Consider the following 21116-nt stretch of genomic DNA (forward strand, 5'->3'; position numbering starts at 1 on the left):
TATCAGTTTAGTGGATTTCGTGTTCAGTAGCCATCTTTTGTTCCAATGGTGGTTTTTCATCAGACAAATCAGGTGCTGCTACAAAATTAGGAATTTGCTCAAAGGAGTTGCCTCCAAAGCTCCCCCCTGTCGCTGTGACCTGTGGTTCAGAAGCCACTCCCATAGGAGTTTCTACTGGTTGTGGGAAGGTGTTTTTCCCTGGAAGCATCATGAGAATCAAGAGAGAAATAACTGTAATCCCCCAAAGAAATAGGAAAATATCTAGCCCCGTCAACAAATAGAGCAGAACCGGACCAAGATTCAAAAAGATCCAAGACCAATGGATTCCCGCATCCCGCAAGCGACGTACACAAATGGCTTGACTGGGTACTAAAATGAGGAAGTAAAAGAATGCTAAGAAAGCGAGCGCCCATAAACCTGTCTTAGAATGAACAGTTGAAAAATTGAGCGTTTCTTTAGCATTTTGATGGGATAAAGAGGTCACGATGTAAAAAACCCAAAGAGGCAAAGAAATCAGGGAATTCCAGAAAAAAGCTAGCCAAAAATGGGCCCGACTGGTCTTACTTGAAAAATCTGCATACTGTATCCAAAATTGCTTAAATGCGTTCATACAATTCTACCTTTACATTGATTTCACTTTCTATAATAGCAATTTTCAGCATAGAAAGCAAACCTCTCCTCGTCTCTATCGGACTGTTTCTACCCTCCAATGGTTCCATCCAATCAAGCGAATCGCTCCCCTTTCATCGGTACGAAAATAAGAAATAGAGCGTTCCTCTAGACGATCGAGCAATTCTTTGTGAGGATGCTGGTAGCGATTTTTCTTTCCAACAGAGATCAAGGCCAACTGAGGATGTAACTGATCTAAAAACACATCACTAGAGGAACCTTTAGAACCGTGGTGGCCTACTTTCAAGACATCTACTTGTAATTGTGGATCGTTTTTCAATAGTTTTTTCTCTCCAGCTTCTTCCAAATCACCCGTGAACAAAAATCGTTTCTGATAGAACTGCCCATAGAGGACAATCGAATCATCATTTTTACCATCCCCCACTTCATCAGGGGATAAGACTTCTAGATGATGATCAAAAATAGGAAGTTGATCCCCTCTCTGGACTACTTTAATCGGACTATGAAGCTGTTTCAATTTCTCTCGAAATTGAGAATTAGTTAGACTACCTGGACTGACATACACTTTTTTAACTGGGATTTGTTTGGCAACCTCCACCATATCTCCCATATGGTCCTGGTCTGTATGAGTCAAGACTAAAGCATCGAGTTTTCCAACACCTCGACTCTTGAGATAGGGAATCAAGGTTTGATCCGCATTGGCAGATTGACTGCGCTCTTGCCACTTTTCTCCACTTTTAAAAGTGACGCGTCCTCCGACATCAATCAATATGGTTCTTCCTTTCCAATCGCGTAAAAAGATACTGTCTCCTTGACCGATATCCACCATGGTAATCTCATTTTCTAAAGGATGTTTGGTCCAACAAAAGATGAGTAGAATCATGCCTATTAACAGGAAACGACGTTTTTTTTGCTTTCGAAGATCATACAAGATCCCTAAAAGAAGGAAGAGAGCAATCAGAGCTGCTCCCGTCGGCTGACCAAATACCAAAGGTAGCGACGTGAGCTTTGAAATCCAACGAATACACTCCTCTATGAGAAGAAAGAAACTGTTAAAAATTGTAAGGGGCTTTAGAATCGATAAGATAAATAGCACCGTTAAACCTGGAAGAAGAACAAGGTCAAATAAGAAAGAAAAGAGGAAGGTTAAAGGGAGTGACCAGGGTTGAAAAACACTAAAGTAATAGGTCAAAAGGGGCAAAATCCCCAGGCTAATCCAGAAACTTTCCACTAGTAGCTTTTTAAGTCCGGAATAAGAACTGGTATCTACCAAGGTCAAAATAAAGGCATAGGCACAACTCAAGACCCCTCCAGCTGTCAGGAGAAACTTGGGCATGAGCAACATTAAGATCATCAAGGTCATCGCCATATTCTCCATCCCTCGGACCCCCTTTTGAGAGAGGATCTTCTGCAAGAGGCTACGAACCACTGAAACAGAAAAACCTGTCAAGCCAGCATAGACCAAAGAAATTGGAACCATCCAGATATCGACTGTCTCTTGCAAGATTCCTAGACGTAAGAGAGCTTTCCGGATCCCATTGATGAAAAAGCCAACCTGCATCCCAGATAAGGCGAATAAATGGATGATTCCTAAACTCGTGTAAAGCTGGTCCATCTCTTCAAAATCCGTATCTAAATAGCCAAAAAGAAGGCCGGTCATATACTGGTTCATCGGTTGCGGAAAGTGCTCCTTGCTCCAAACAATGGCTTGGCGCCTCCATTGAGATAGCCAGTCGAAAACATTCCAAGTCTGTATAGGAAGTGCGGATTGGATCGCTTCAATTTTTATTTGATAGTGAATCCCCTGTGTTTGCAAATAAGACCGGTAGTCAAATCCTCTAAAATTTCGCTGCCCTTCTGGTTCTTCTATAACACCTTTATATGTCAACTCCAGCAAGTGGGTTTGACTTTGCCACTGCTGTTTTTCTTTTTCTGATTTTAAAGTGTAGAAGACTTGGTAGGTCTTTCCCTGATTTTTAGCACGAAAAGACAGGGCGTCCCCATTGATCTTGATGGTATCTGGAATCAGTCGTAAGTGGGATGGGGGCTGACTTTCTGCTTGTACTGGATGATCCTGTAGTCGCTGAAAGACAAAGAAGGCCGCAAAACAAAGGGTTGCTAAAGCAAGCCCTAGCAAACTTGAGCGCTCCCCTTTATAGTGATGAACCGCTAAAACTCCCACTACTACTAGACCGCTGATCGAAAGCCAAGATGGTTGATAGGTACTAAAATACAGCCATAGGAGTACAAAAGCGAGATGGACAAGCGAAAAAGGAAGGTCTTTAATCCACCGTGAAAGCATCTCTTAGTTTCTCCAGTGTTTTCTCTCCGATTCCTGAAACATTCTTCAGATCATCCACTGATCGAAAAGGACCATTTGCTTCGCGATAGGCGATAATGTCCTGGGCACGTTTCTGGCCAATGCCTGATACTGTCTGGAGATCTGACTCGGTCGCTCGATTTAAATGGACCTTGCCTGTTTTTTCTGCTGGCGCTGACGAAGTTGCAGGACTTTCTGAACTTCCAAGTACTGGAACATCCTCTCCTTCTTTGGCAACATAAATCACTGCTTCATCAGAGAGTTTTTGCGCCAAGTTGACCGATTGGCTATTGGCATCTGCTGTCATCCCGCCTGCCTTATAAATAGCATCATGGACTCTGCTATTGGAGCGCAACTCATAGACACCTGGTTGTTTGACGGCTCCTTTGACATCGACCGTAATGATCTCAGGTGCATCAGACACAGAAGTCGCCGTCTTTTCTTCTTTGGAACTAGCGGTCTGCACCTTTTCTTTGCTCGAAGTTGAACTAGAAGACTGATAAAGATCCGGTATGGTGGATGCACTTGACTGAGGTCGATGAAAAAGAAAATACCCTCCAAGTAAGAGTCCGATAGCAGTAAGAGCTAAAAAGAGCTTATATTCTTTGATTTTTTCGATGATATCCTCCATAAGAAACCTCCTCTCACTTTTATTATTCGTAAAAATAAAAAAAACTGAGAAAAACTCTCAGTTTTTTTACTTGTTTTTCCGATGTTTGTCTGGATCCCATACAAAGCTTGCTAGGTAACTAAAGAGCAAGGTCAAGATGCCCACGACTAAGACAAGGGGAATCAAAAGGATTTTTAACAAACGAATCAAGATAAAAGGTTTTGTTGGGGTGTTGATCGCTTGTGCTTCCGCATCCAAGCGGTCAAACTCCTCTTGGATACGGCGGGCAACTTCTGCCACTCCTTCGTCATTCATCTTTTTAATATCCGAGATATCAATGGGATGTCCAAAGTTCATATCAATGCGTTCACCCGTTGCCAACCCTTTCAAGTCTCTTGGACCAGTATAAGTCACTGGCATGATTCGGACCTTCGCCATTTTGGCAATGATGGCAACACCGCCTTTGACGTCTTGAGAATGACGGCTTCCACTTGGGAACATAATCAAGGAACGGTTGCTCTTTTTCAGCATATTGACAGGATACTTAATGGCTTCTGCTCCCGGATTTTCACGGTCGATCGGAAATGCCCCACACATGCGAATCCACCAGCCAAAAATACGATTGGTGAAGAGTTCTTTTTTCGCCATAAAGATAAACTGCTTTGGCTTGGTTGCAAAGGCCATATAGACCGGATCCCACCAAGTCCGGTGAGGGGATACCAAGATGTAGTTCTCTTCCCGATCTGGAATATTGTCCTTATGATGGTAATGGGCATTCCCATTTAAAACCCACAGAATAAAGGCAACAAGGCCACGTAAATAGGTATAAAACATAGTTGTTCCTCAAATCCATTTCATTCGTCTCTCTACAAGATATTCCATCCTGTAAAAGGTTCTTTCTTATTATACCGTATCCTGATTTTGACCGCAAACCTTTTTTAGATAAAAATTGTCTCAGCGGACCGATTCTAGATAGTCTTTTTCTCAAAAAAATGATATCATATTGTCTATGGAAACTATTGATTTAAAGGGCTTGTCCCTCAGTGAAGTCCGCAAGAAAATGGATCGCGGACAAACCAATGATTTTACAACGAATACAAGTACCAGTACCTGGCAAATTATCAAGCGCAACGTCTTCACCTTGTTTAATACCTTAAACTTTGTGATTGCCGTGGCCTTGGCTGCTGTACAGGCCTGGAGCAATATGATCTTTTTCGCAGTCATTTGCTTCAATGCCATTACAGGGATCATGACCGAGATGCGCGCCAAGCGGATGATTGATAAACTCAACCTCATGAGTCGTGAGCTAGTGACTGTCATTCGAGACGGGGAAAAAGATGCGATTCCACCCGAAAAGCTTGTTCTGGGTGATTTAATGCTTTTATCTTCGGGTGAGCAGATCCCTAGTGATGCCGAAGTCATGTCAGGTATCGCAGAAGCCAATGAGGCTATGCTAACTGGTGAGAGTGATCTGGTCTTAAAAGAAGTTGGTGATGAACTGCTTTCTGGTAGTTATATTGCCAGTGGTCAAGTCTATGCCCGTGTCAAGCGAGTTGGAGCAAACAACTATGCCAACAAACTGATGATGGAAGCTAAAACCTTGAAGCCTATCAATTCGCGTATTCTTTATAACTTAGCGAAAATTTCAAGCTTCACTGGTAAAATTATCATCCCATTTGGCCTTGCCCTCTTCTTTGAAGCATTGTTGATCAAGATGCTGCCGATCAAGGATTCTGTCGTGAATTCTTCCACAGCTCTCCTGGGAATGTTGCCAAAAGGAATTGCCCTACTGACGGTTACGTCTCTTTTGACGGCGGTTATTAAGCTCGGCATGCGCAAGGTTCTTGTTCAAGAAATGTATTCAGTGGAAACCCTGGCGCGTGTGGATACCTTGTGTCTAGATAAGACCGGGACCATCACTCAAGGAAAGATGACAGTCGAAGCTCTCCATAGCTTATCCGAGCATTTTTCTGAGGAAACGATCCAGGTCATCCTCTCTGCTTACATGCAAAATAGTGAGGACACCAATCCTACTGCTCAAGCTATTCGTAAGGCTTATGGGGAGTTGGAGCATGCTTATACTGCGGAAAACATTATTCCTTTCTCAAGTGATCGAAAATGGGGAGCTATGCATCTATCCAACCTCGGAACTGTCTTTCTCGGTGCTCCTGAAATGCTCCTTCAAGAAAATCCAACTGCTGTCGTCGAAGCACAAGGCCGTGGATCGCGCGTTCTCGTATTGGCACATAGTTCAGAACTGATCAGCATGCAGGAATTGAAACTGCCTGAAAATCTTGAAGGGATTGCGGTTATTGAGATTACAGACCCCATTCGTGAAGGGGCTTCAGATACTCTTGAGTATTTGCGCTCTCAAGGAGTGGATCTCAAAATCATCTCCGGTGACAACCCTGTGACGGTCTCTTATATCGCTCAACAAGCTGGCTTCAAAAATTATGAGAACTACATCGATTGTTCAAAAATTTCTGATGATCAATTAGTGGATCAAGCAGAAGAAACAGCTATCTTTGGGCGCGTGTCTCCTTACCAGAAAAAACTGCTCATCCAAACTTTGAAAGCAGCTGGTCGGACAACTGCTATGACAGGAGATGGGGTCAATGATATCCTTGCTCTTCGTGAAGCAGACTGCTCCATCGTGATGGCTGAAGGAGATCCAGCAACCCGTCAGATTGCCAATATTGTTCTTTTGAACTCTGACTTTAATGACGTTCCAGAAATTCTTTTTGAAGGCCGTCGTGTGGTGAACAACATTGGACGAATCGCTCCAATCTTCTTTATCAAAACGATCTATTCCTTCCTCTTGGCTATCATCTGTATTGCCAGTGCTCTCTTCTTTAACGTCAACTATTTGCTGATTTTCCCTTTCATCCCTATTCAAATCACCCTGATTGACCAATTCGTCGAAGGATTCCCACCATTTGTGTTGACCTTTGAACGCAATATCAAACCTGTTGAAAAGCACTTCTTGAGACGTTCCCTTCTGTTAGCCTTACCAAGCGCCTTGATGGTCGTCTTTAGTGTCTTGTTCATTCGCCTTTGGGGAGCAAGCCATGGTTGGTCTGCAGCCGATATGTCTACTGTATCCTACTACTTACTTGGATCCATCGGTTTCCTATCCGTTATCCGTGCTTGCCTGCCACTAAATATCTGGCGGGCCCTCCTCATCCTCTTCTCTGTAGTAGGATTCTACGCATCTGCGGTCGTGTTGAAAAACTTGATCGAGATTTCCCTCCTTACAGCCACTACTTTCCCAGTTTATCTGGCATTGATGGCTATCTTTACAGGAATCTTTATCCTCACTACGATTCTCCAAAAATATGAATTTGATTAAAAAAAGTTGAGAGTTTTACTCTCAACTTTTTTTACGGTGCATCAAAAGCAACAATCGCAGGTTTTTCATTAAATGCAGCAAATGGTTTTATTTCCAGTTCTAATTTGCCATCCCCTTTTACACCAAAATGTTGTACAGCACCTTCCATTGATCGACCCGGTGAAATTGACCCCATTGTATTTGTATTAGGATAAGTCTCCATTTTATTTCCACCAACAAATAGATCAATGTCAACCCCAACTGCTAGATCACTATCTGATAGATTTTTCACATTATAGGTCACTTTTAATACTTTATCGGGATTTGTTTTATCAAAATCATTCCGTTCATCAGTCCATTCAACATTTGTAATAGTGTACTCAGCTTGTTTATCAAAAACAATCTTATCACCAATTGCATAGGTTGATTTCTTTTCACTACTCTTTTCAGTAGATGCCTTTTTCTCTGTTTTAGCTTCTTTTGAAGTATCATCAGACTTACTACTAGAATTTCCACAGGCTACTAGTATACTTGCTGAAAGCAATGTTACCCCCAAGCCAAACCATTTTTTCGTTTTGCTCATTTACAAAACCTCCCACTTTTTTTAATATATAGTAACATATTTAAACAAGAAAAGAAAGCGTTTTTACAAAAATATATCATTTTAATATATTAAAAATTATCATCTTTCCCCAAGCCTCTTTTCATGCTATAATAGAGCCATGACAGATATCGAATTAAAAGACGGTGAGCGCGTCAATCAACTCTTTTCAAGTGATGTGAAAATTATACAGAATCGGGAAGTCTTTAGTTACTCCGTGGATAGCGTCCTGCTCTCACGCTTTCCAAAATTGCCCAAGCGGGGCTTGATCGTAGATCTCTGCGCTGGAAATGGGGCTGTGGGACTTTTTGCGAGTACTCGGACAGAGGCCCAGATCATTGGTGTCGAAATTCAGGAACGTCTGGCGGATATGGCAACCCGCTCCATTGCTCTCAATGGCTTGAACCAGCAAATGTCCATGATCACCGATGACCTCAAGCATTTACCCCAACATATCAAGGGCAGTAAGGTGGATATTATCCTCTGCAATCCTCCTTATTTCAAGGTGGATGAGCATTCCAATCTCAATGAGAGTGAACACTACCTCTTAGCTCGGCATGAAATTACCACCAATTTAGATGAGATTTGCCATGTGGCTCAGCGGGTTCTCAAATCAAATGGTCGCTTAGCGATGGTCCATCGTCCAGATCGCTTTTTAGATATCATCGAAACTATGAAACGATACAATCTTGCACCTAAACGGATCCAGTTTGTCTATCCAAAAGTGACCAAAGAGGCGAATATGTTGTTGATTGAGGCGATCAAGGATGGCTCACTGGATGGTTTAAAAATTCTGCCTCCCCTCTTTATTCACAATGAAGACGGCAGCTATACAGACGAGATTCATGAGATCTACTATGGAAACTAAAGCTTACATGTATGTCCTAGAGTGTGCGGATGGCTCCCTCTACACTGGCTACACCACGGATGTCGAAAAACGCCTAAAGACTCACAATGCTGGAAAAGGCGCCAAATACACACGGGCTCGTCTCCCTGTTAAACTTCTTTACCAAGAATCCTATCCAGATAAACCCTCTGCTATGTCTGCCGAGGCTCTCTTTAAAAAGAAATCGCGCCAAGCAAAGCTAAACTATATCAAAAAGAACCGTCGAACTCCATAGTCCAACGGTTTTTCATTTACAAAATGGTGATACGGTACTGGTGACTCCGTGTCTCTTGGGGAGCCAACTGGATCACACCTTTTTTATCTTCGAAGAAATCGCCCTCTTCTGCAGATGTGGAAATACCCGTCCAAGGCTCCAAGGCAATGAAAGGACCCTTGTTATTGGTAGACCAAAGGACGAGATTCTCAAAATCTGCAAAGGCAAATTCCAAACCTTTACCAGATTTTTTCGAGAGGAGCTGCACAGATTTAGAAGCTAATTGATCTAAAATAATGGCGTCTTTTTCAAACAGTTCATGGCGCAAAGGTAGGCTACGACTATGGTCTAAAAATGGCGTCCGCTGCAGGCGATCAACCAAACCGGTTTCTGTGAACAAGAGAGGAACGCTACAGCTTTCTTCTTTTTCAAAAATCAACTCGTAGTCTTCATAGTCTTCATCTGCTAAAAGGGGACAACGAAAGGCTGGATGCCCCCCAATGAAATAAGGCATGACTTGATCTGACTCTAGATTTTGCACGCGATAGGTGATGGTGATTTCTTTCCCTTTCAATTCATAAGCGATTTCCACTCGAAAATGGTAGGGATAATTTTGTAAGCTTTCGTCGTTAGAGCTGATTTCAAAGACAAGACGATGGTCTGTCTGTTCTTTGAGTTCAAACTCTCTCTTGCGAATAAGACCGTGTCTTGGAAGCTGGCCTGTCTTCACTCCATCTTTTAGATGATACTGCACTTGACCATTACGAACGCTCCCGCAAATCGGAAACAGAACCGGCGCTTGTCCTGACCAATACTCTGGATCCCCTTGCCAAAGATATTCTATGCCTTCTTTACTTCGAATGGAGCTCAATTCCCCTCCAAATGTTTTAAATTGTAGTTCTAGATCATCATTTTTTAATGCAATCAACATGGACGACACCTCTTTATAATTAGTATAGTTATTATATTCATTATAACCTTTTAGAAGAGATTGTCAATTTTTATTTTTCTAGTTAAAAATTTTAAAAAAATAAGAAAAAATTCTTGACAAAGCTTAGAAATAATTGTAGACTTAATATGTTAACAGAAATATTCCGTTTTAGGAATTCATTCTTTCTGTTGTCTGACTTTTTTGGATGCTCCTTATCATGATACATTTTTCTAAAAGAGTCAGTTATCATTTAGGTCTCCTTATAAATATACAAGGGTTAACAGCTGGTTAACCCTTGTATTTTTTATTTTTCATATAAAAAAAAGGCCTATTGCTAGACCGTTCCTTCGGACTTATTTATCCCCTTTATTGCGGATGACAAATCCATTTTTCTTTTCATTGGAAGTACGATGAGGACGTTTGTTGCCTTTGCCCTCAAAATCTCGGCTATTTTTATTTGACTTGCGTTTGAAATCACGGCGTCTACCTTCACGGTCATCTCTGCGATTTCGGTCACGGCGTTGGTCTCCACGACGGCCATTCCCACGGCCGCCTTTGCCTTTCCCACCAAAGCCACCACCAGATGGTTTAAATGGCAATGGTTTTTCACGCGCAATTTCGACCTCTGGAAGACTGTCTGGATCTTGAACAGTCAAGCTCAAGATATACATAGCCAATTCTTCAGGAGTGAATTCTGTAGCCAATTTGCGAGCATCCTTACCAAACTTCTCAAAGTTCGTTCGGATTTTTTCATCCTCAAAGTCTCGCTCAATTTTCTTCAGCGCTACTTGTTTTTTCGCTTGGAAGGCTTCTTCCTCTGTTGCAGGTTTCATTCCCTTCATCCGCTTTTTAGTCAAGTTCTCAATGATTTGCAAATAGCCCATTTCATTTGGCGATACAAAGGTAATGGATTGCCCTGTTTTCCCAGCACGACCTGTCCGTCCGATCCGGTGAACATAGCTTTCTGGATCTTGTGGAATATCGTAGTTGTAGACATGGGTAACACCTGAAATATCCAAGCCACGTGCCGCAACGTCTGTTGCTACCAAGACGTCCAAGTTCCCATTTTTAAAGTCACGAAGCACTCGGAGGCGTTTGTTTTGATCCAAATCTCCGTGAATTCCTTCTGCCCGGAAACCACGAATCTTCAAGCCACGAGTCAATTCATCGACCCGGCGTTTGGTCCGACCAAAGACGATGGCAAGTTCAGGTTGCTCGACATCCATCAATCGAGTCATGGTATCAAATTTTTCGCCTTCTTTGACACGAATATAGTATTGATCGACCAAATCAGTTGTCAATTCTTTGGCCGCAATCTTAACGTGTTCGGGTTCTTTCATAAACTGAACACCAATGCGTTTGATGGCTTCTGGCATCGTTGCTGAAAAGAGCAAGGTTTGGCGTGTTTCTGGAACACGGCTAATGATGGCTTCGATATCTTCCAAGAAGCCCATGTTGAGCATTTCATCTGCTTCATCCAGGATCAAGGTTTCAATATGATCGAGCTTCAAGGCCTTGCGCTTGATCAAATCTAGCAAACGTCCAGGTGTTCCCACAACGATGTGAGCGCCTGACTTCAAAGCTTTAATTTGCTTTTCAATGCTTGATCCACCATAGACAGAGCGCACTTTGACACCCTTACTGCGTCCAAAGCGGAAGAGTTCTTCCTGACTTTGAACCGCCAATTCACGCGTCGGAGCAATGACAAGTGCTTGAATCACTGTGTTATCGACATCGATCTTCTCCAAAGTTGGAAGACCGAAAGCGGCTGTTTTACCAGTCCCTGTTTGCGCTTGACCGATGACATCTTTTCCTTCAAGAGCCAACGGAATGGTTTGTTCTTGGATTGGGCTTGCTTCTACAAAGCCAGCTTTTTCGATTTCTGCTAATAATTCAGCAGATAAGTTAAATTCATTGAATTTCAATTCTTTCTTCTTTCTAAAAAGTGGTGCGAAGCCACTTTATCAAACTTCTTTCAATGCGAATACGCACTGATTGCATAGGAAGTCATCTTCCCGGTTACCTGTCGCAAGACTCATCTAAAGAAAAACTAGTCCGTCTGTTTAAGACTACATTTTCTTTAGAGAAAAATGTTTTGCGTCCTAACGGATGTTGTTGACTAGAATCGTTTTTTCAAACAAATAGGCAACATGATCCTATTTGCGGGAGTCTTCTTTCGAACAGAAGCCTTCCATCTGTTCAGTCTCCCCACCATTTCTCTCATACAAGTTTGCAACTTATCTAGTATAACATAATGAAGAGGCAAATGATAGTCAAAGGAGATTAATTTTATTTTTTAGGAAAAAATCCTGGATCGCTTGAAATCAGAAAAGTGACGCAAATCCTAGCCAGGACTGGTTTTCTTCTTGCGACCATTTTATATACTTCATCATTGGAGTATAAAAAAATCGGAAAACTTTTATTTTTTGGTAACTCTTATCTTGCGTTTTTACAAATAAATATGTATAATACAGTTAGTATCTAAAATATTTCTGTATAAAGAAATAGGATCATTTTATCTGATTCAACGATTTATTCTAAGTTCTGATTTATTTAGAACCACTCAGTACTATTAAATCTATTCCTACTATTTCCAAGAAGATTTTGTACAGTCGATGAACTATTCACACTGCCCCTTCTTTGGAGAGGAGGGCAGGTGTCTAGATGGTTCCTATTTCTCAGATTATTCTAGATACGAAGAGGCTCGGATTTCTCCAAGCCTCTTTTTTTTATCTTTTTTTCACAATCCAACGCATGACCTTTGCCAAAATGAGCCATAATATAAAGCTACATAGGGATACATAGATCCAAGCATTGGGATCCTCTGTCATAGGAAGAGGGATATTCATTCCGAAGAAACCGGTGATAACGGCTAAGACCGCCAACAAGGCTTCAAAGATGGTTAGGGTTGTCAAGTTGTCATTCAAGTTGTTGTTTAGGATATTGTTGTATGATCCAGACAACTGCTGTAAGACATTGGAAATCAACTCGGTCATTGAAACCAACTGACGCGCTTCGATCATGGCATCATCAAACTGCTCTTTTTCAACATCATTCATCCTGCGATAAATGACATGTGCTTTGATATGTTCTAGCAACATCCGATTTTGCTTGGCTGCCGCGACCAGATACACCATACCGGTCTCAAGGTCAGACAGGGCATAAAGATTCTTTGTCGTCGTTGTCTTTCGAAGCAAACGATTGAGTTCATCTTTATGCTTATCTAAGCGATCAATAATCGGATAATAAGCATTACTGATCATTTCAAGACCTGCAAAAAGCAACTTATAGATCGACAGCTCCTCATGGCTTTCCAAATAACGAACCATTTGTTCAATGATATAGGCATTGTCCTGGTTACTGATGGTCACGAGTCGCGTATCTTGAACGATAAAGGTCATGGGGATGGTTTCGTAGTATTCCTTGTCCTTTTCTAAATCCAATACATTGTAGATAAAGGTGATCGTTCCGTTTTCTCGATTGTAATCCATATGGGCACGTTCGTTCTTATCCATCGCGTACTCAATGGTTTCTTTGTCAATATCGTATTTTTTATAAAGATATGAATTTTCAGCAATCAAATCCGAGTCGATATTGATCCATTTCCGATCTTGACCCAATTGTTTATCGATAAACATTCCGTCTCCTTTCTCAACTGTTCTCTATCAACATGATTTTTTATTTAAAGACCGCACTGGCTAATGCTTGCTGGATTTCAATGACACTGTTGTCACTCTTGAATTGTAAAACTTCTGAAGGTTCCACTGCTGAAGAGACCCAGATTTTTAATTCAGCATCCAAATCAAAATGACCGGAAGTTTCTACTGAAAATCGAGAGATGGAGCGATAAGGAAGGGATTTGTAGGAAGTTTTCTTTCCTGTTACTCCTTGCTTATCCACCAAGATCAAACGAAACTCTGTAAAGACGATTAAATCACGAATCAAGCTAAAAGCAAGTGTGACTTGCTCTCCCGGCACCAAGATATCTTCCAGATCTCTTTCTACTTTATCAACATTCTTTTGAGAGGCATTGCCCATCAAACCACTTAGTAATCCCATCATTTCTCCTTTAAAAGCGAAAACAGATAAGCTTCCGTTTTCTTATTTCTATTGTTATGGATCAGTTTTGAAAACGTTCCTTACCCCATCTTTTCTTCCAGCTCAACGTCTGGATACTTATCCGCAAACCAACGGAGGGCAAAGTCGTTTTCAAAGAGGAAGACTGGTTGGTCAAAGCGGTCCTTGGCCAAGATGTTTCGGCTTGAAGACATGCGCTCATCTAAGTCTTCTGGTTTGATCCAGCGAACGGTCTTTTTACCCATTGGGCTCATGACCACTTCGGCATTGTATTCATTTTCCATCCGGTGCTTAAAGACTTCAAACTGAAGTTGACCAACGGCACCAAGCATGTATTCACCTGTTTGGTAGTTGGTATAGAGCTGAATAGCTCCTTCTTGCACCAATTGCTCAATCCCTTTGTGGAAGGATTTTTGCTTCATGACGTTCTTAGCTGACACTTTCATGAAGATTTCAGGCGTAAAGGTTGGCAGGGGTTCAAATTCAAACTTGTTTTTGCCCACTGTCAAAGTATCTCCAACCTGATAAGTCCCGGTATCGTAAACCCCGATGATGTCTCCTGCTACAGCATTGCTGACATTTTCACGGCTTTCGGCCATAAATTGAGTCACGTTAGATAACTTAGCGCCCTTACCGGTACGAGGCAGGTTGACGCTCATGCCACGCTCAAATTCGCCAGATACGATCCGCACAAAGGCAATCCGGTCACGGTGACGAGGGTCCATATTGGCTTGGATTTTAAAGACAAAGCCTGAGAAATCCTTATCGTAAGGATCGACAAGTTCACCGTCTGTTTTCTTGTGTCCGTGTGGTTCTGGAGCAAATTTCAAGAAGGTTTCCAAGAAAGTCTGTACCCCAAAGTTCGTCAAAGCGGATCCGAAGAAGACTGGTGTTAATTCACCCGCAAGGATGGCTTCTTCTGAGAATTCATTCCCAGCTTCTTGCAAGAGTTCGATGTCGTCTTTCACTTGCTCGTAGAAAGGATTGTTAGCAAAGAGCTTGTCTCCGTCTTCTAGACTCGCAAAACGCTCGTCTCCTTTATAGAGTTCCAAGCGTTGGTTATAGAGGTCATAGAGTCCCTCAAAGGCCTTCCCCATCCCAATCGGCCAGTTCATCGGGTAACTCGCGATGCCTAAGACTTCTTCCAATTCTTGCAAGAGATCCAGTGGCTCACGACCGTCCCGGTCTAGCTTATTCATAAAGGTAAAGACGGGAATGCCACGGTGTTTCACAACCTCAAACAATTTCTTGGTTTGAGCCTCAATCCCTTTGGCAGAGTCTACCACCATGACGGCAGCATCCACCGCCATCAAGGTCCGATAAGTATCTTCTGAGAAGTCCTCGTGCCCTGGGGTATCTAGGATATTAACGCGCTTGCCATCGTAGTCAAACTGCATGACAGATGAGGTTACCGAAATCCCACGTTGTTTCTCGATGTCCATCCAGTCAGATTTAGCAAAGTTTCCTGTTTTCTTTCCTTTTACGGTACCAGCTTCCCGAATCTCTCCCCCAAAGTAGAGCAACTGCTCTGTAATCGTCGTTTTACCAGCATCCGGGTGGGAGATGATGGCAAAGGTACGGCGTTTTTTAATTTCTTCTTGTACGTTCATGTTCCTAATTCTTTCTCTTCTTATTTTTTGATAAATTTATAAATTCATCTCTACATCGGATTTCTCCTCAATTTCTCTATCTGTCCTATTATAGCGAAAATAGGCACTTTTTTCAACGATGATTCTTCTTTGAGAGCAAAAAGAAAGACCAAAATCCGTCGATTCTAGTCCTCTTATCATGACTGTTAGAAGGCTCCAAATCCTCCGCCACCGCCACCATCAGAAAAGCCACCGCCGTCAAAACCGCCACTGCCATCTGAGGAGTTAGTAGAGAAGCTTGAAACGCTATAGGAATCATCTGCATAACTCATCAAGGTAGAGCCGTCTAGGAAGGAATTTGAAGAGGTCGTTATCCAAACAACAGCATCCCAATCCTCATATGGTAAGGAAATCTGATGATTTTTGAGTACCTGACTCACTTTTTTAGCTTGACCATACATAGTTGCATAGACTAGGATACGATTCCATAGGATGACACTCTCAAGTTCTGCTTGGTTGAAATTTGGAATACTTTCGATCATATTTCGAAAGGCCATCCATTGGAATTGTGAATCCAAGTTTTCTAAGGATTGGAGATGTTCTTCGCGAATTTTCACAAGAATATAAAATGGAATGAAGAGAACGACCAACAATACAATCATCCAAAAATAGAAGGAAGATAGGTGGGAACCAAATCCAAAAGATAAGAAACACATGCTCACAAATAAGATCAGTAAGAGCCAAAAATGTAAGGCACAGCCTGTTTTTGAAAAAGCTTCTTCTTTTTCAGATAAGTCTCTAAAATAAGAAGGCAATCCTAATTTCGCAATCTCCTTCTCTACCCCTTTTGACAATTGCTGGGCATCTTTTTTTAACAGTGATTGAACGTCATTTCCGACCTTTCGAATACGGTCTCGTTGGGTGTCTGATTTAGCAGCTCGAAAGTCTTTTTTTAGGGCTACTTTGTCGATTTTATACCTTGAAAATACTTCACTGATATTGATTTGAGATTCTTGATCAAAGATCATTTCAATAAACTTCAATTCAAAATCAGCCAAGCCTTCATAATGGAGACAGGTCAAGGTTTCCCCATTTTCATCCCTAGTCAACCGAAGATTTCCTCGATCAATAAGATCTAACATGGTTGCCTGGATGAGATGATTAAATTTTAGTTGCCCCTTCTCTCTAGACATCACCATCCGTTCAAAATCAAGTTGATACAGTGCCTTAGCTAGGACAAGAGGAGGTAAATTCTGTGGTGGTTCGTATAATCGTACTCCTTTTGCAATCCGACGAGTTCTGGTACTGATAAAATACCGGATCCATGGAATGAAAGCTAGGATAAATAAAAGAACCGATACAATTGGAACGACCTTGAGTAGAAGGGTCCGATAGAGGAACGTTTTTTGTTTAATGGATTTCTCTTTTTTGAGAAATTTCTCTTTTCCATTTCCCTTGTCAATCTCATTTGCTTGGTCTCGACGCAGGGCCTCTGTCATTGGCCAATAGGCATGCAGTTCGAGCTTACCATTTTTGGGAAAATCCTTTGTCCAAATATGATAACCAGTTGCAGTCCGTTCGACTTGGGCTGGTGGATTAAAGTAACCAGTATGGGCATACAGTTTTCCCTGCTTGGCATCCAAGCCATCTACATAAAAATCTAATTTCGCGACTTTCTCATCTCCATCTGAAATAGGAAACCAATTCAGTTCTGCAATATCCTTGTAGAAAGTCAAGAGATGATCAATCTTCCATTTTACTTTGATCTTGACCGTTCCTCCGACGATACGGGCATTGTATATTTTTAATTGCCGACCATCTTCCAGGTCTGTCTCCTCTACACGAATCTCACGTTTTTCCCCATCCACATAGGCTTCCACCTCAGGATGACGATGAATCTTAAACCCTTTTGGAAGAGGATCTGCGCTTCCTAGGGTCACATATTGACCATGATAGCCTGTCTGAAACTGATAGGTAATCTCTTGTGTAAATGTTGCTTGGCTATCTTCCTGCAATTGGAGGTGTCCTACATAGGATTCAATCGAATAGCGAACTTCATCATCTGCATGTGCTGTCGTTATTGTACAAAACAAACTCCAAACGAGGGAGATCATTAGCAAGAAACGCTTCATATATTCTCCTTTGATATAAAACAGGGTTGAGACCGAGATATCCCAACCTTCCTACTTGTTATTTTCTCACTTTCACCCGCTCACTTCTGCGACTGAAGAACTGATTAAAGAGTAATAAAGCAAGGGCTAAAATACTGGATACAACCAGATAATTGAGCCACACCTTATCCCCTCTCATAATCGGAGGGCGGGCCATCAAGCCATAATTTCCTCCCGTCAATTGATTGACTCCAACCAGGAATAAATCTAAGGCAAAGGTATAGAGAACAATCTGACTATTTTTTAAGAGGTTTCGATCATACCATCTCAAGAGATAAATCAAGGAATTGATTAAAAGACAGTAATGTCCGAGGAGGAAAGAAAAGCTTGTAATATGAGGGAAAGTATAGGGATCAAAGACTGGATAGCCCAAAGCAAAGATGGCTCCACTCACTCCCATCAAGGCAAAGAACTGTTTGCTTTTCCATCTGTCTGGTAAAAACAAGACCGCAAACATGGCCAAGCGGCAATGATAAAATGGTAAACTGTTGGACCAAGGAATGTGGTAGGCAAAATACCAAAGATACAAGCAAATTAACTGGAAGCCTTGTAAGTATTGAAAGCATTTGCGAAATTGCTCATTCTGATAATAGCGAAGTGACATCATGATCGCTGTCACAACGAACAAGACCATCACACTATACCAAAGTGCTGAGATTGCTGGTGGTGCTGTTGATTCTGTAGTGAAAAAATGATGCATAAAGTCTCCTTATTTAAACAGATTCAGGTATTCTTCTTTTCTTACTGTACTGAACGATCGTATTGATGAGGATCAGTGTCCCCGTCATTAGGACTGTCACGATGAAATAGTTGAGCACAAGGCCATGGTCTCCTAGCACAGGTGGCCGACGCAGAAAGCCATAGTTTCCGCCCGTTACAAGGTTGGCTAGAACAATAATAGCATTGACTCCAAAAGTCATCTGACAGATCTTCCAAACAGCCCCTTCTTCCACCTGGTAGGATTGAACCAGATAGATCAAACAGTTGGCCAAGAGGGCCCAGTGACCAAAGACATTGTTGATCGAGGAAACGTGAGGAAAAGGGTAGGGATAAAAAACAGGATGAACCAAGGCCATAATGGAGCCAAAGACTCCCACAAGGGCAAAATATTGTTTGAAGCTGCCCTTGGGCGCCAAAAGAATGATCCACATGGCCATCCGGCTATGATAGAAAGGAAGACTCTCTGAAAGAGGCAAGCGAGCAGCTAGATACCAAGCGTTGATAATCAGCAACTGGATCAACTGTCCCCAATACCAAAAGGTTTGGTAGCTTTTGGAGTGAGCAAATCGAACGGACAGAACTCCCACCACTACCAAAGAAGTCGGCAATAAGAAATACCAGACCCCCAATTGAGGAGGGGATGTTGGTTGACTAGTGAAAAATAAGTTCCAAAGTGCCATGATTTTTTTCCCTCATCTACTCTTTTTTCTATTCCGAACGCGAAACAACAGTCTCTTCAGCCATCTTGTATTTGTAGCGCTGGTTGACCAAGCAAATACCAGCCACCATCACGATGCTGACCAAGAGGTAGTTTAAGAGAGAACCATGGTCTCCAATGATTGGTGGACGCTTTAAGAAGCCGTAATCTCCACTTGTCAAGAGATTGACCAAAAAGATGACTGCATTCATACCAAAGGTGATCTTAACAATTCGTAAGGTGTCCTGTTTTTCCGACTGGTAAAAATCCTGCAGGTAAATCAAACTATTGGCAAACAAAGCCCAGTGACTAAAAATCAGATTGAGTACAGTAATATGAGGGAATGGGAAGGGGTCAAAGGCCGGATAAACCAAAGCCGCAATGGATCCTAGAACACCCAACAAGGCAAAATATTGCTTGATATAGGTCCCTCTAGGCGCAAAGAGGATCGCAAGCATGGCCAAGCGGCAATGATAGAAAGGCAAATTATCCGTCAAAGGCATGTGGGCGAGAATATACCAAGCATTAATAGTCAAGACTTGGATCAACTGCGCCCAATACCAAAAGCGTTGGTAGCTTTTAGACTGTGCATATTTGATAGAAAAGTAGCCAACCACCAACAAGGAAGCTGGTAGGAAAACATACCAGAGTCCAAACTCAGGCGGGGCTGATTTTTGGTTCGTAAACAATAAATCCCAAAGTGTCATTTTCACATTCCTTTAGTTTATAATAGCCTATCCTTGGAGAGATGAATCCTCTCTTTTCACTAGGCTTTCTCCAACTCCTCTACCAATTTTGCCAGATTCATGGAATTGCTTCCCTTGATAAGGATTTGGTCTTGCTCTTTCAAGCTTTCCTTGACTTGTTTGACCATGTCCTCAAACTGATCTTCCTCAGCTGTCTTCTTGAAATAATAGACATGTCCGAGTGGGAACATCTGGCTCGCTAACTGAGCCAATCCTGCAATGTCTTGGCCGTAGAAAATAACCGTATCCAAAACATCCGGCGACAGGCTGAGGATCATTTGATTGTGCAGATCAATGGATTGCTCCCCTAGTTCTTTCATATCTGCCAGGACGGCTAATTTTCGACCATTTGGATTAGCAGGAATGGTAGAGAAAGTTTCTAAGATTAGGCGCATAGCCGTTGGATTGGCATTGTAGACATCGGATAGGATATCCGCTCCGTTACTGGCCTTCTTCCATTCTGTCCGGTTGCGCGTCAATTGCAAGGTTTCAAAACTGTCACGAATCGCAGCTTCACTCACTCCTTCTTTCAAAGCAACATAAGCTGCAATCATGGCATTGGTCGCATTGTATTTTCCTGTTACCGGAAGATCAATCGCTTCTTCTAAGAAATTAGCTCGGAAAGTTAAGCTATCCTTTCGCTCAATTAACTCAGTAATAAAAATCTCCTCGTCTGGCCCAAAGCGAACGACTGTTTGATTTTCAGGGAGGTAGGCATTGACGATCGGATCAGCTGGAACTACCAGAAGACCGCCTTCTGGCATCCCGTCCGCAATCTGGAGTTTTCCTTTTGCGATCTCACTTCGATCTTTAAAGAATTCCAAATGGGCTTCCCCAATCAAGGTGACAATAGCAGCTTTTGGATGCGCCAGTTCTGACAAGAGATGGATATCTCCTAGATGGTCTTGCCCCATTTCAAGGACGAGTTTGTCTATCCCTTCTGGCATATGCAAAACCGTATAAGGCAGACCAATTTCGTTATTATAGTTCCCTTGTGTTTTATAGGTCAGGTAAGTAGTGGACAAAAGCTGTGCCAACATATCTTTTGTGGTGGTTTTACCATTTGACCCCGTCACTGCAAAAACATCCACTTTTGTCTTTTGAAGATAGGCTGCAGCTAGTGTTTGAAAAGCGCTCAATACATCTTCCACCAAAATATAAGGGTGGCCTTCTACCACTTTCTCTGAAAAAGTGGCTACAGCTCCATTTTCAAAAGCAGTCTCAATAAAGTCATGACCATCACGCGCTCCCTTTAAAGGAACAAACAGATCTCCAGGCCCAATCAAACGGCTGTCAAATTCAGGCTTGACGAGGGCCACATCTTCAAATTGGCTGATATCATTTTTTGCATGTACTAGATGAGCAACTTCATGTAATGTGAGATTCATATCCGACTCCTCAGTTCTCCGTAGCGTCTTCAAAAATTTGGACGCTCCTATCAAATTCTTCTCATTATACCATATTCTAGACCACAAAAAAAGTGGCTGGGACAGAAGTCCTAACCTCTTGATTGTTTTTGGATTGTCGAGCAAGACGCAGTGGTTAAGGGGCTCTACTACGCTGATTTCATCAGCTTTTACAGCCCTACTCAACTGT

18 protein-coding genes are annotated in these 21116 nt (G+C 42.1%); 3 read left to right on the forward strand and 15 right to left on the reverse strand.

The genetic code is table 11. From position 1 onward, the window contains the following. Positions 1-7: 7 nt before the first annotated feature. From HMPREF3002_RS08965 to HMPREF3002_RS08980, 4 genes are all read right to left on the reverse strand, one after another. The gene (locus tag HMPREF3002_RS08965; RefSeq protein WP_070666282.1) at positions 8-610 is read right to left on the reverse strand and encodes a DUF805 domain-containing protein; all 603 of its coding nucleotides are present in this window, start codon (positions 608-610) and stop codon (positions 8-10) included. A 75-nt stretch (positions 611-685) separates the two neighbouring features. Further along, positions 686-2932, reverse strand: coding sequence for a DNA internalization-related competence protein ComEC/Rec2 (locus HMPREF3002_RS08970; RefSeq protein ID WP_070666285.1), 2247 nt, complete (start codon positions 2930-2932; stop codon positions 686-688). After that, a complete protein-coding gene (locus HMPREF3002_RS08975) occupies positions 2913-3581 on the reverse strand; it encodes a helix-hairpin-helix domain-containing protein (RefSeq protein ID WP_004219753.1) in 669 nt (222 codons plus the stop codon). The genes HMPREF3002_RS08970 and HMPREF3002_RS08975 overlap by 20 nt, the downstream gene beginning before the upstream one ends. A 66-nt stretch (positions 3582-3647) precedes the next feature. Then, positions 3648-4394 carry a lysophospholipid acyltransferase family protein gene (locus HMPREF3002_RS08980; RefSeq protein WP_003006324.1) on the reverse strand — a complete coding sequence of 249 codons (747 nt, stop codon included), beginning with the start codon at positions 4392-4394 and terminating at the stop codon, positions 3648-3650. A gap of 175 nt (positions 4395-4569) precedes the next feature. On the opposite strand from HMPREF3002_RS08980, the gene HMPREF3002_RS08985 reads away from it, so the two are divergent. Continuing rightward, positions 4570-6909, forward strand: coding sequence for a cation-translocating P-type ATPase (locus tag HMPREF3002_RS08985; RefSeq protein WP_070666288.1), 2340 nt, complete (start codon positions 4570-4572; stop codon positions 6907-6909). Between the two features lie 31 nt (positions 6910-6940). On the opposite strand, the gene HMPREF3002_RS08990 is transcribed toward HMPREF3002_RS08985, so the two are convergent. Then, positions 6941-7471: a DUF4352 domain-containing protein gene (locus HMPREF3002_RS08990; protein WP_070666291.1), complete on the reverse strand. Its 531-nt coding sequence runs from the start codon at positions 7469-7471 to the stop codon at positions 6941-6943. Positions 7472-7610: 139 nt separating this feature from the next. Between HMPREF3002_RS08990 and HMPREF3002_RS08995 the strand changes: the two genes are divergently transcribed. Together HMPREF3002_RS08995 and HMPREF3002_RS09000 are read left to right on the forward strand one after the other, a co-directional pair. Continuing rightward, positions 7611-8357, forward strand: coding sequence for a tRNA1(Val) (adenine(37)-N6)-methyltransferase (locus HMPREF3002_RS08995; protein ID WP_021152863.1), 747 nt, complete (start codon positions 7611-7613; stop codon positions 8355-8357). Continuing rightward, complete coding sequence (locus tag HMPREF3002_RS09000) at positions 8347-8610, forward strand: GIY-YIG nuclease family protein (RefSeq protein ID WP_004219743.1); 264 nt, start codon at positions 8347-8349, stop codon at positions 8608-8610. Before HMPREF3002_RS08995 ends, HMPREF3002_RS09000 begins: the two co-directional genes overlap by 11 nt. A 16-nt stretch (positions 8611-8626) precedes the next feature. Here the strand turns inward: HMPREF3002_RS09000 and HMPREF3002_RS09005 are convergent, their stop codons facing one another. The 10 genes from HMPREF3002_RS09005 to murF form a co-directional block, all read right to left on the reverse strand. Next, the gene (locus tag HMPREF3002_RS09005) at positions 8627-9520 is read right to left on the reverse strand and encodes an aldose 1-epimerase family protein (protein ID WP_070666295.1); all 894 of its coding nucleotides are present in this window, start codon (positions 9518-9520) and stop codon (positions 8627-8629) included. Between the two features lie 353 nt (positions 9521-9873). After that, positions 9874-11445, reverse strand: a complete 1572-nt coding sequence (locus tag HMPREF3002_RS09010; protein ID WP_070666298.1) for a degradosome RNA helicase CshA — start codon at positions 11443-11445, stop codon at positions 9874-9876. An 804-nt stretch (positions 11446-12249) separates the two neighbouring features. Then, the gene (locus tag HMPREF3002_RS09015; RefSeq protein ID WP_070666301.1) at positions 12250-13158 is read right to left on the reverse strand and encodes a magnesium transporter CorA family protein; all 909 of its coding nucleotides are present in this window, start codon (positions 13156-13158) and stop codon (positions 12250-12252) included. 40 nt (positions 13159-13198) lie between these two features. Next, positions 13199-13579 carry a PH domain-containing protein gene (locus HMPREF3002_RS09020; protein WP_003015210.1) on the reverse strand — a complete coding sequence of 127 codons (381 nt, stop codon included), beginning with the start codon at positions 13577-13579 and terminating at the stop codon, positions 13199-13201. Between the two features lie 80 nt (positions 13580-13659). Then, positions 13660-15207: a peptide chain release factor 3 gene (locus tag HMPREF3002_RS09025; protein WP_023917622.1), complete on the reverse strand. Its 1548-nt coding sequence runs from the start codon at positions 15205-15207 to the stop codon at positions 13660-13662. A gap of 185 nt (positions 15208-15392) precedes the next feature. Then, positions 15393-17318, reverse strand: a complete 1926-nt coding sequence (locus HMPREF3002_RS09030) for a DUF2207 domain-containing protein (RefSeq protein WP_070666304.1) — start codon at positions 17316-17318, stop codon at positions 15393-15395. Positions 17319-17376: 58 nt separating this feature from the next. Next, entirely contained in the window at positions 17377-18057 is a 681-nt protein-coding gene (locus tag HMPREF3002_RS09035) for a YwaF family protein (protein ID WP_003006294.1), read from the reverse strand. 13 nt (positions 18058-18070) lie between these two features. Beyond that, entirely contained in the window at positions 18071-18757 is a 687-nt protein-coding gene (locus HMPREF3002_RS09040; RefSeq protein ID WP_070666307.1) for a YwaF family protein, read from the reverse strand. A 28-nt stretch (positions 18758-18785) separates the two neighbouring features. Continuing rightward, positions 18786-19481 carry a YwaF family protein gene (locus HMPREF3002_RS09045; RefSeq protein ID WP_070666310.1) on the reverse strand — a complete coding sequence of 232 codons (696 nt, stop codon included), beginning with the start codon at positions 19479-19481 and terminating at the stop codon, positions 18786-18788. Between the two features lie 59 nt (positions 19482-19540). Further along, positions 19541-20908 carry a UDP-N-acetylmuramoyl-tripeptide--D-alanyl-D-alanine ligase gene (gene murF, locus HMPREF3002_RS09050; RefSeq protein WP_070666313.1) on the reverse strand — a complete coding sequence of 456 codons (1368 nt, stop codon included), beginning with the start codon at positions 20906-20908 and terminating at the stop codon, positions 19541-19543. Positions 20909-21116: the final 208 nt, after the last annotated feature.

Source organism: Streptococcus sp. HMSC065E03, assembly GCF_001815045.1.
In the GTDB taxonomy this organism is placed as follows: domain Bacteria; phylum Bacillota; class Bacilli; order Lactobacillales; family Streptococcaceae; genus Streptococcus; species Streptococcus parasanguinis_AD.

Coding starts and splice junctions, on each gene's coding strand:
- HMPREF3002_RS09025 (WP_023917622.1), bottom strand. CDS start 15,207: ATGAACGTACAAGAAGAAATTAAAAAACGCCGTACCTTTGCCATCATC.
- HMPREF3002_RS09030 (WP_070666304.1), bottom strand. CDS start 17,318: ATGAAGCGTTTCTTGCTAATGATCTCCCTCGTTTGGAGTTTGTTTTGT.
- HMPREF3002_RS08995 (WP_021152863.1), top strand. CDS start 7,611: ATGACAGATATCGAATTAAAAGACGGTGAGCGCGTCAATCAACTCTTT.
- HMPREF3002_RS08985 (WP_070666288.1), top strand. CDS start 4,570: ATGGAAACTATTGATTTAAAGGGCTTGTCCCTCAGTGAAGTCCGCAAG.
- HMPREF3002_RS09000 (WP_004219743.1), top strand. CDS start 8,347: ATGGAAACTAAAGCTTACATGTATGTCCTAGAGTGTGCGGATGGCTCC.
- HMPREF3002_RS09045 (WP_070666310.1), bottom strand. CDS start 19,481: ATGACACTTTGGGATTTATTGTTTACGAACCAAAAATCAGCCCCGCCT.
- HMPREF3002_RS08990 (WP_070666291.1), bottom strand. CDS start 7,471: ATGAGCAAAACGAAAAAATGGTTTGGCTTGGGGGTAACATTGCTTTCA.
- HMPREF3002_RS08965 (WP_070666282.1), bottom strand. CDS start 610: ATGAACGCATTTAAGCAATTTTGGATACAGTATGCAGATTTTTCAAGT.
- HMPREF3002_RS09005 (WP_070666295.1), bottom strand. CDS start 9,520: ATGTTGATTGCATTAAAAAATGATGATCTAGAACTACAATTTAAAACA.
- HMPREF3002_RS09040 (WP_070666307.1), bottom strand. CDS start 18,757: ATGGCACTTTGGAACTTATTTTTCACTAGTCAACCAACATCCCCTCCT.
- murF (WP_070666313.1), bottom strand. CDS start 20,908: ATGAATCTCACATTACATGAAGTTGCTCATCTAGTACATGCAAAAAAT.
- HMPREF3002_RS08975 (WP_004219753.1), bottom strand. CDS start 3,581: ATGGAGGATATCATCGAAAAAATCAAAGAATATAAGCTCTTTTTAGCT.
- HMPREF3002_RS09035 (WP_003006294.1), bottom strand. CDS start 18,057: ATGCATCATTTTTTCACTACAGAATCAACAGCACCACCAGCAATCTCA.
- HMPREF3002_RS08980 (WP_003006324.1), bottom strand. CDS start 4,394: ATGTTTTATACCTATTTACGTGGCCTTGTTGCCTTTATTCTGTGGGTT.
- HMPREF3002_RS09015 (WP_070666301.1), bottom strand. CDS start 13,158: ATGTTTATCGATAAACAATTGGGTCAAGATCGGAAATGGATCAATATC.
- HMPREF3002_RS09020 (WP_003015210.1), bottom strand. CDS start 13,579: ATGGGATTACTAAGTGGTTTGATGGGCAATGCCTCTCAAAAGAATGTT.
- HMPREF3002_RS08970 (WP_070666285.1), bottom strand. CDS start 2,932: ATGCTTTCACGGTGGATTAAAGACCTTCCTTTTTCGCTTGTCCATCTC.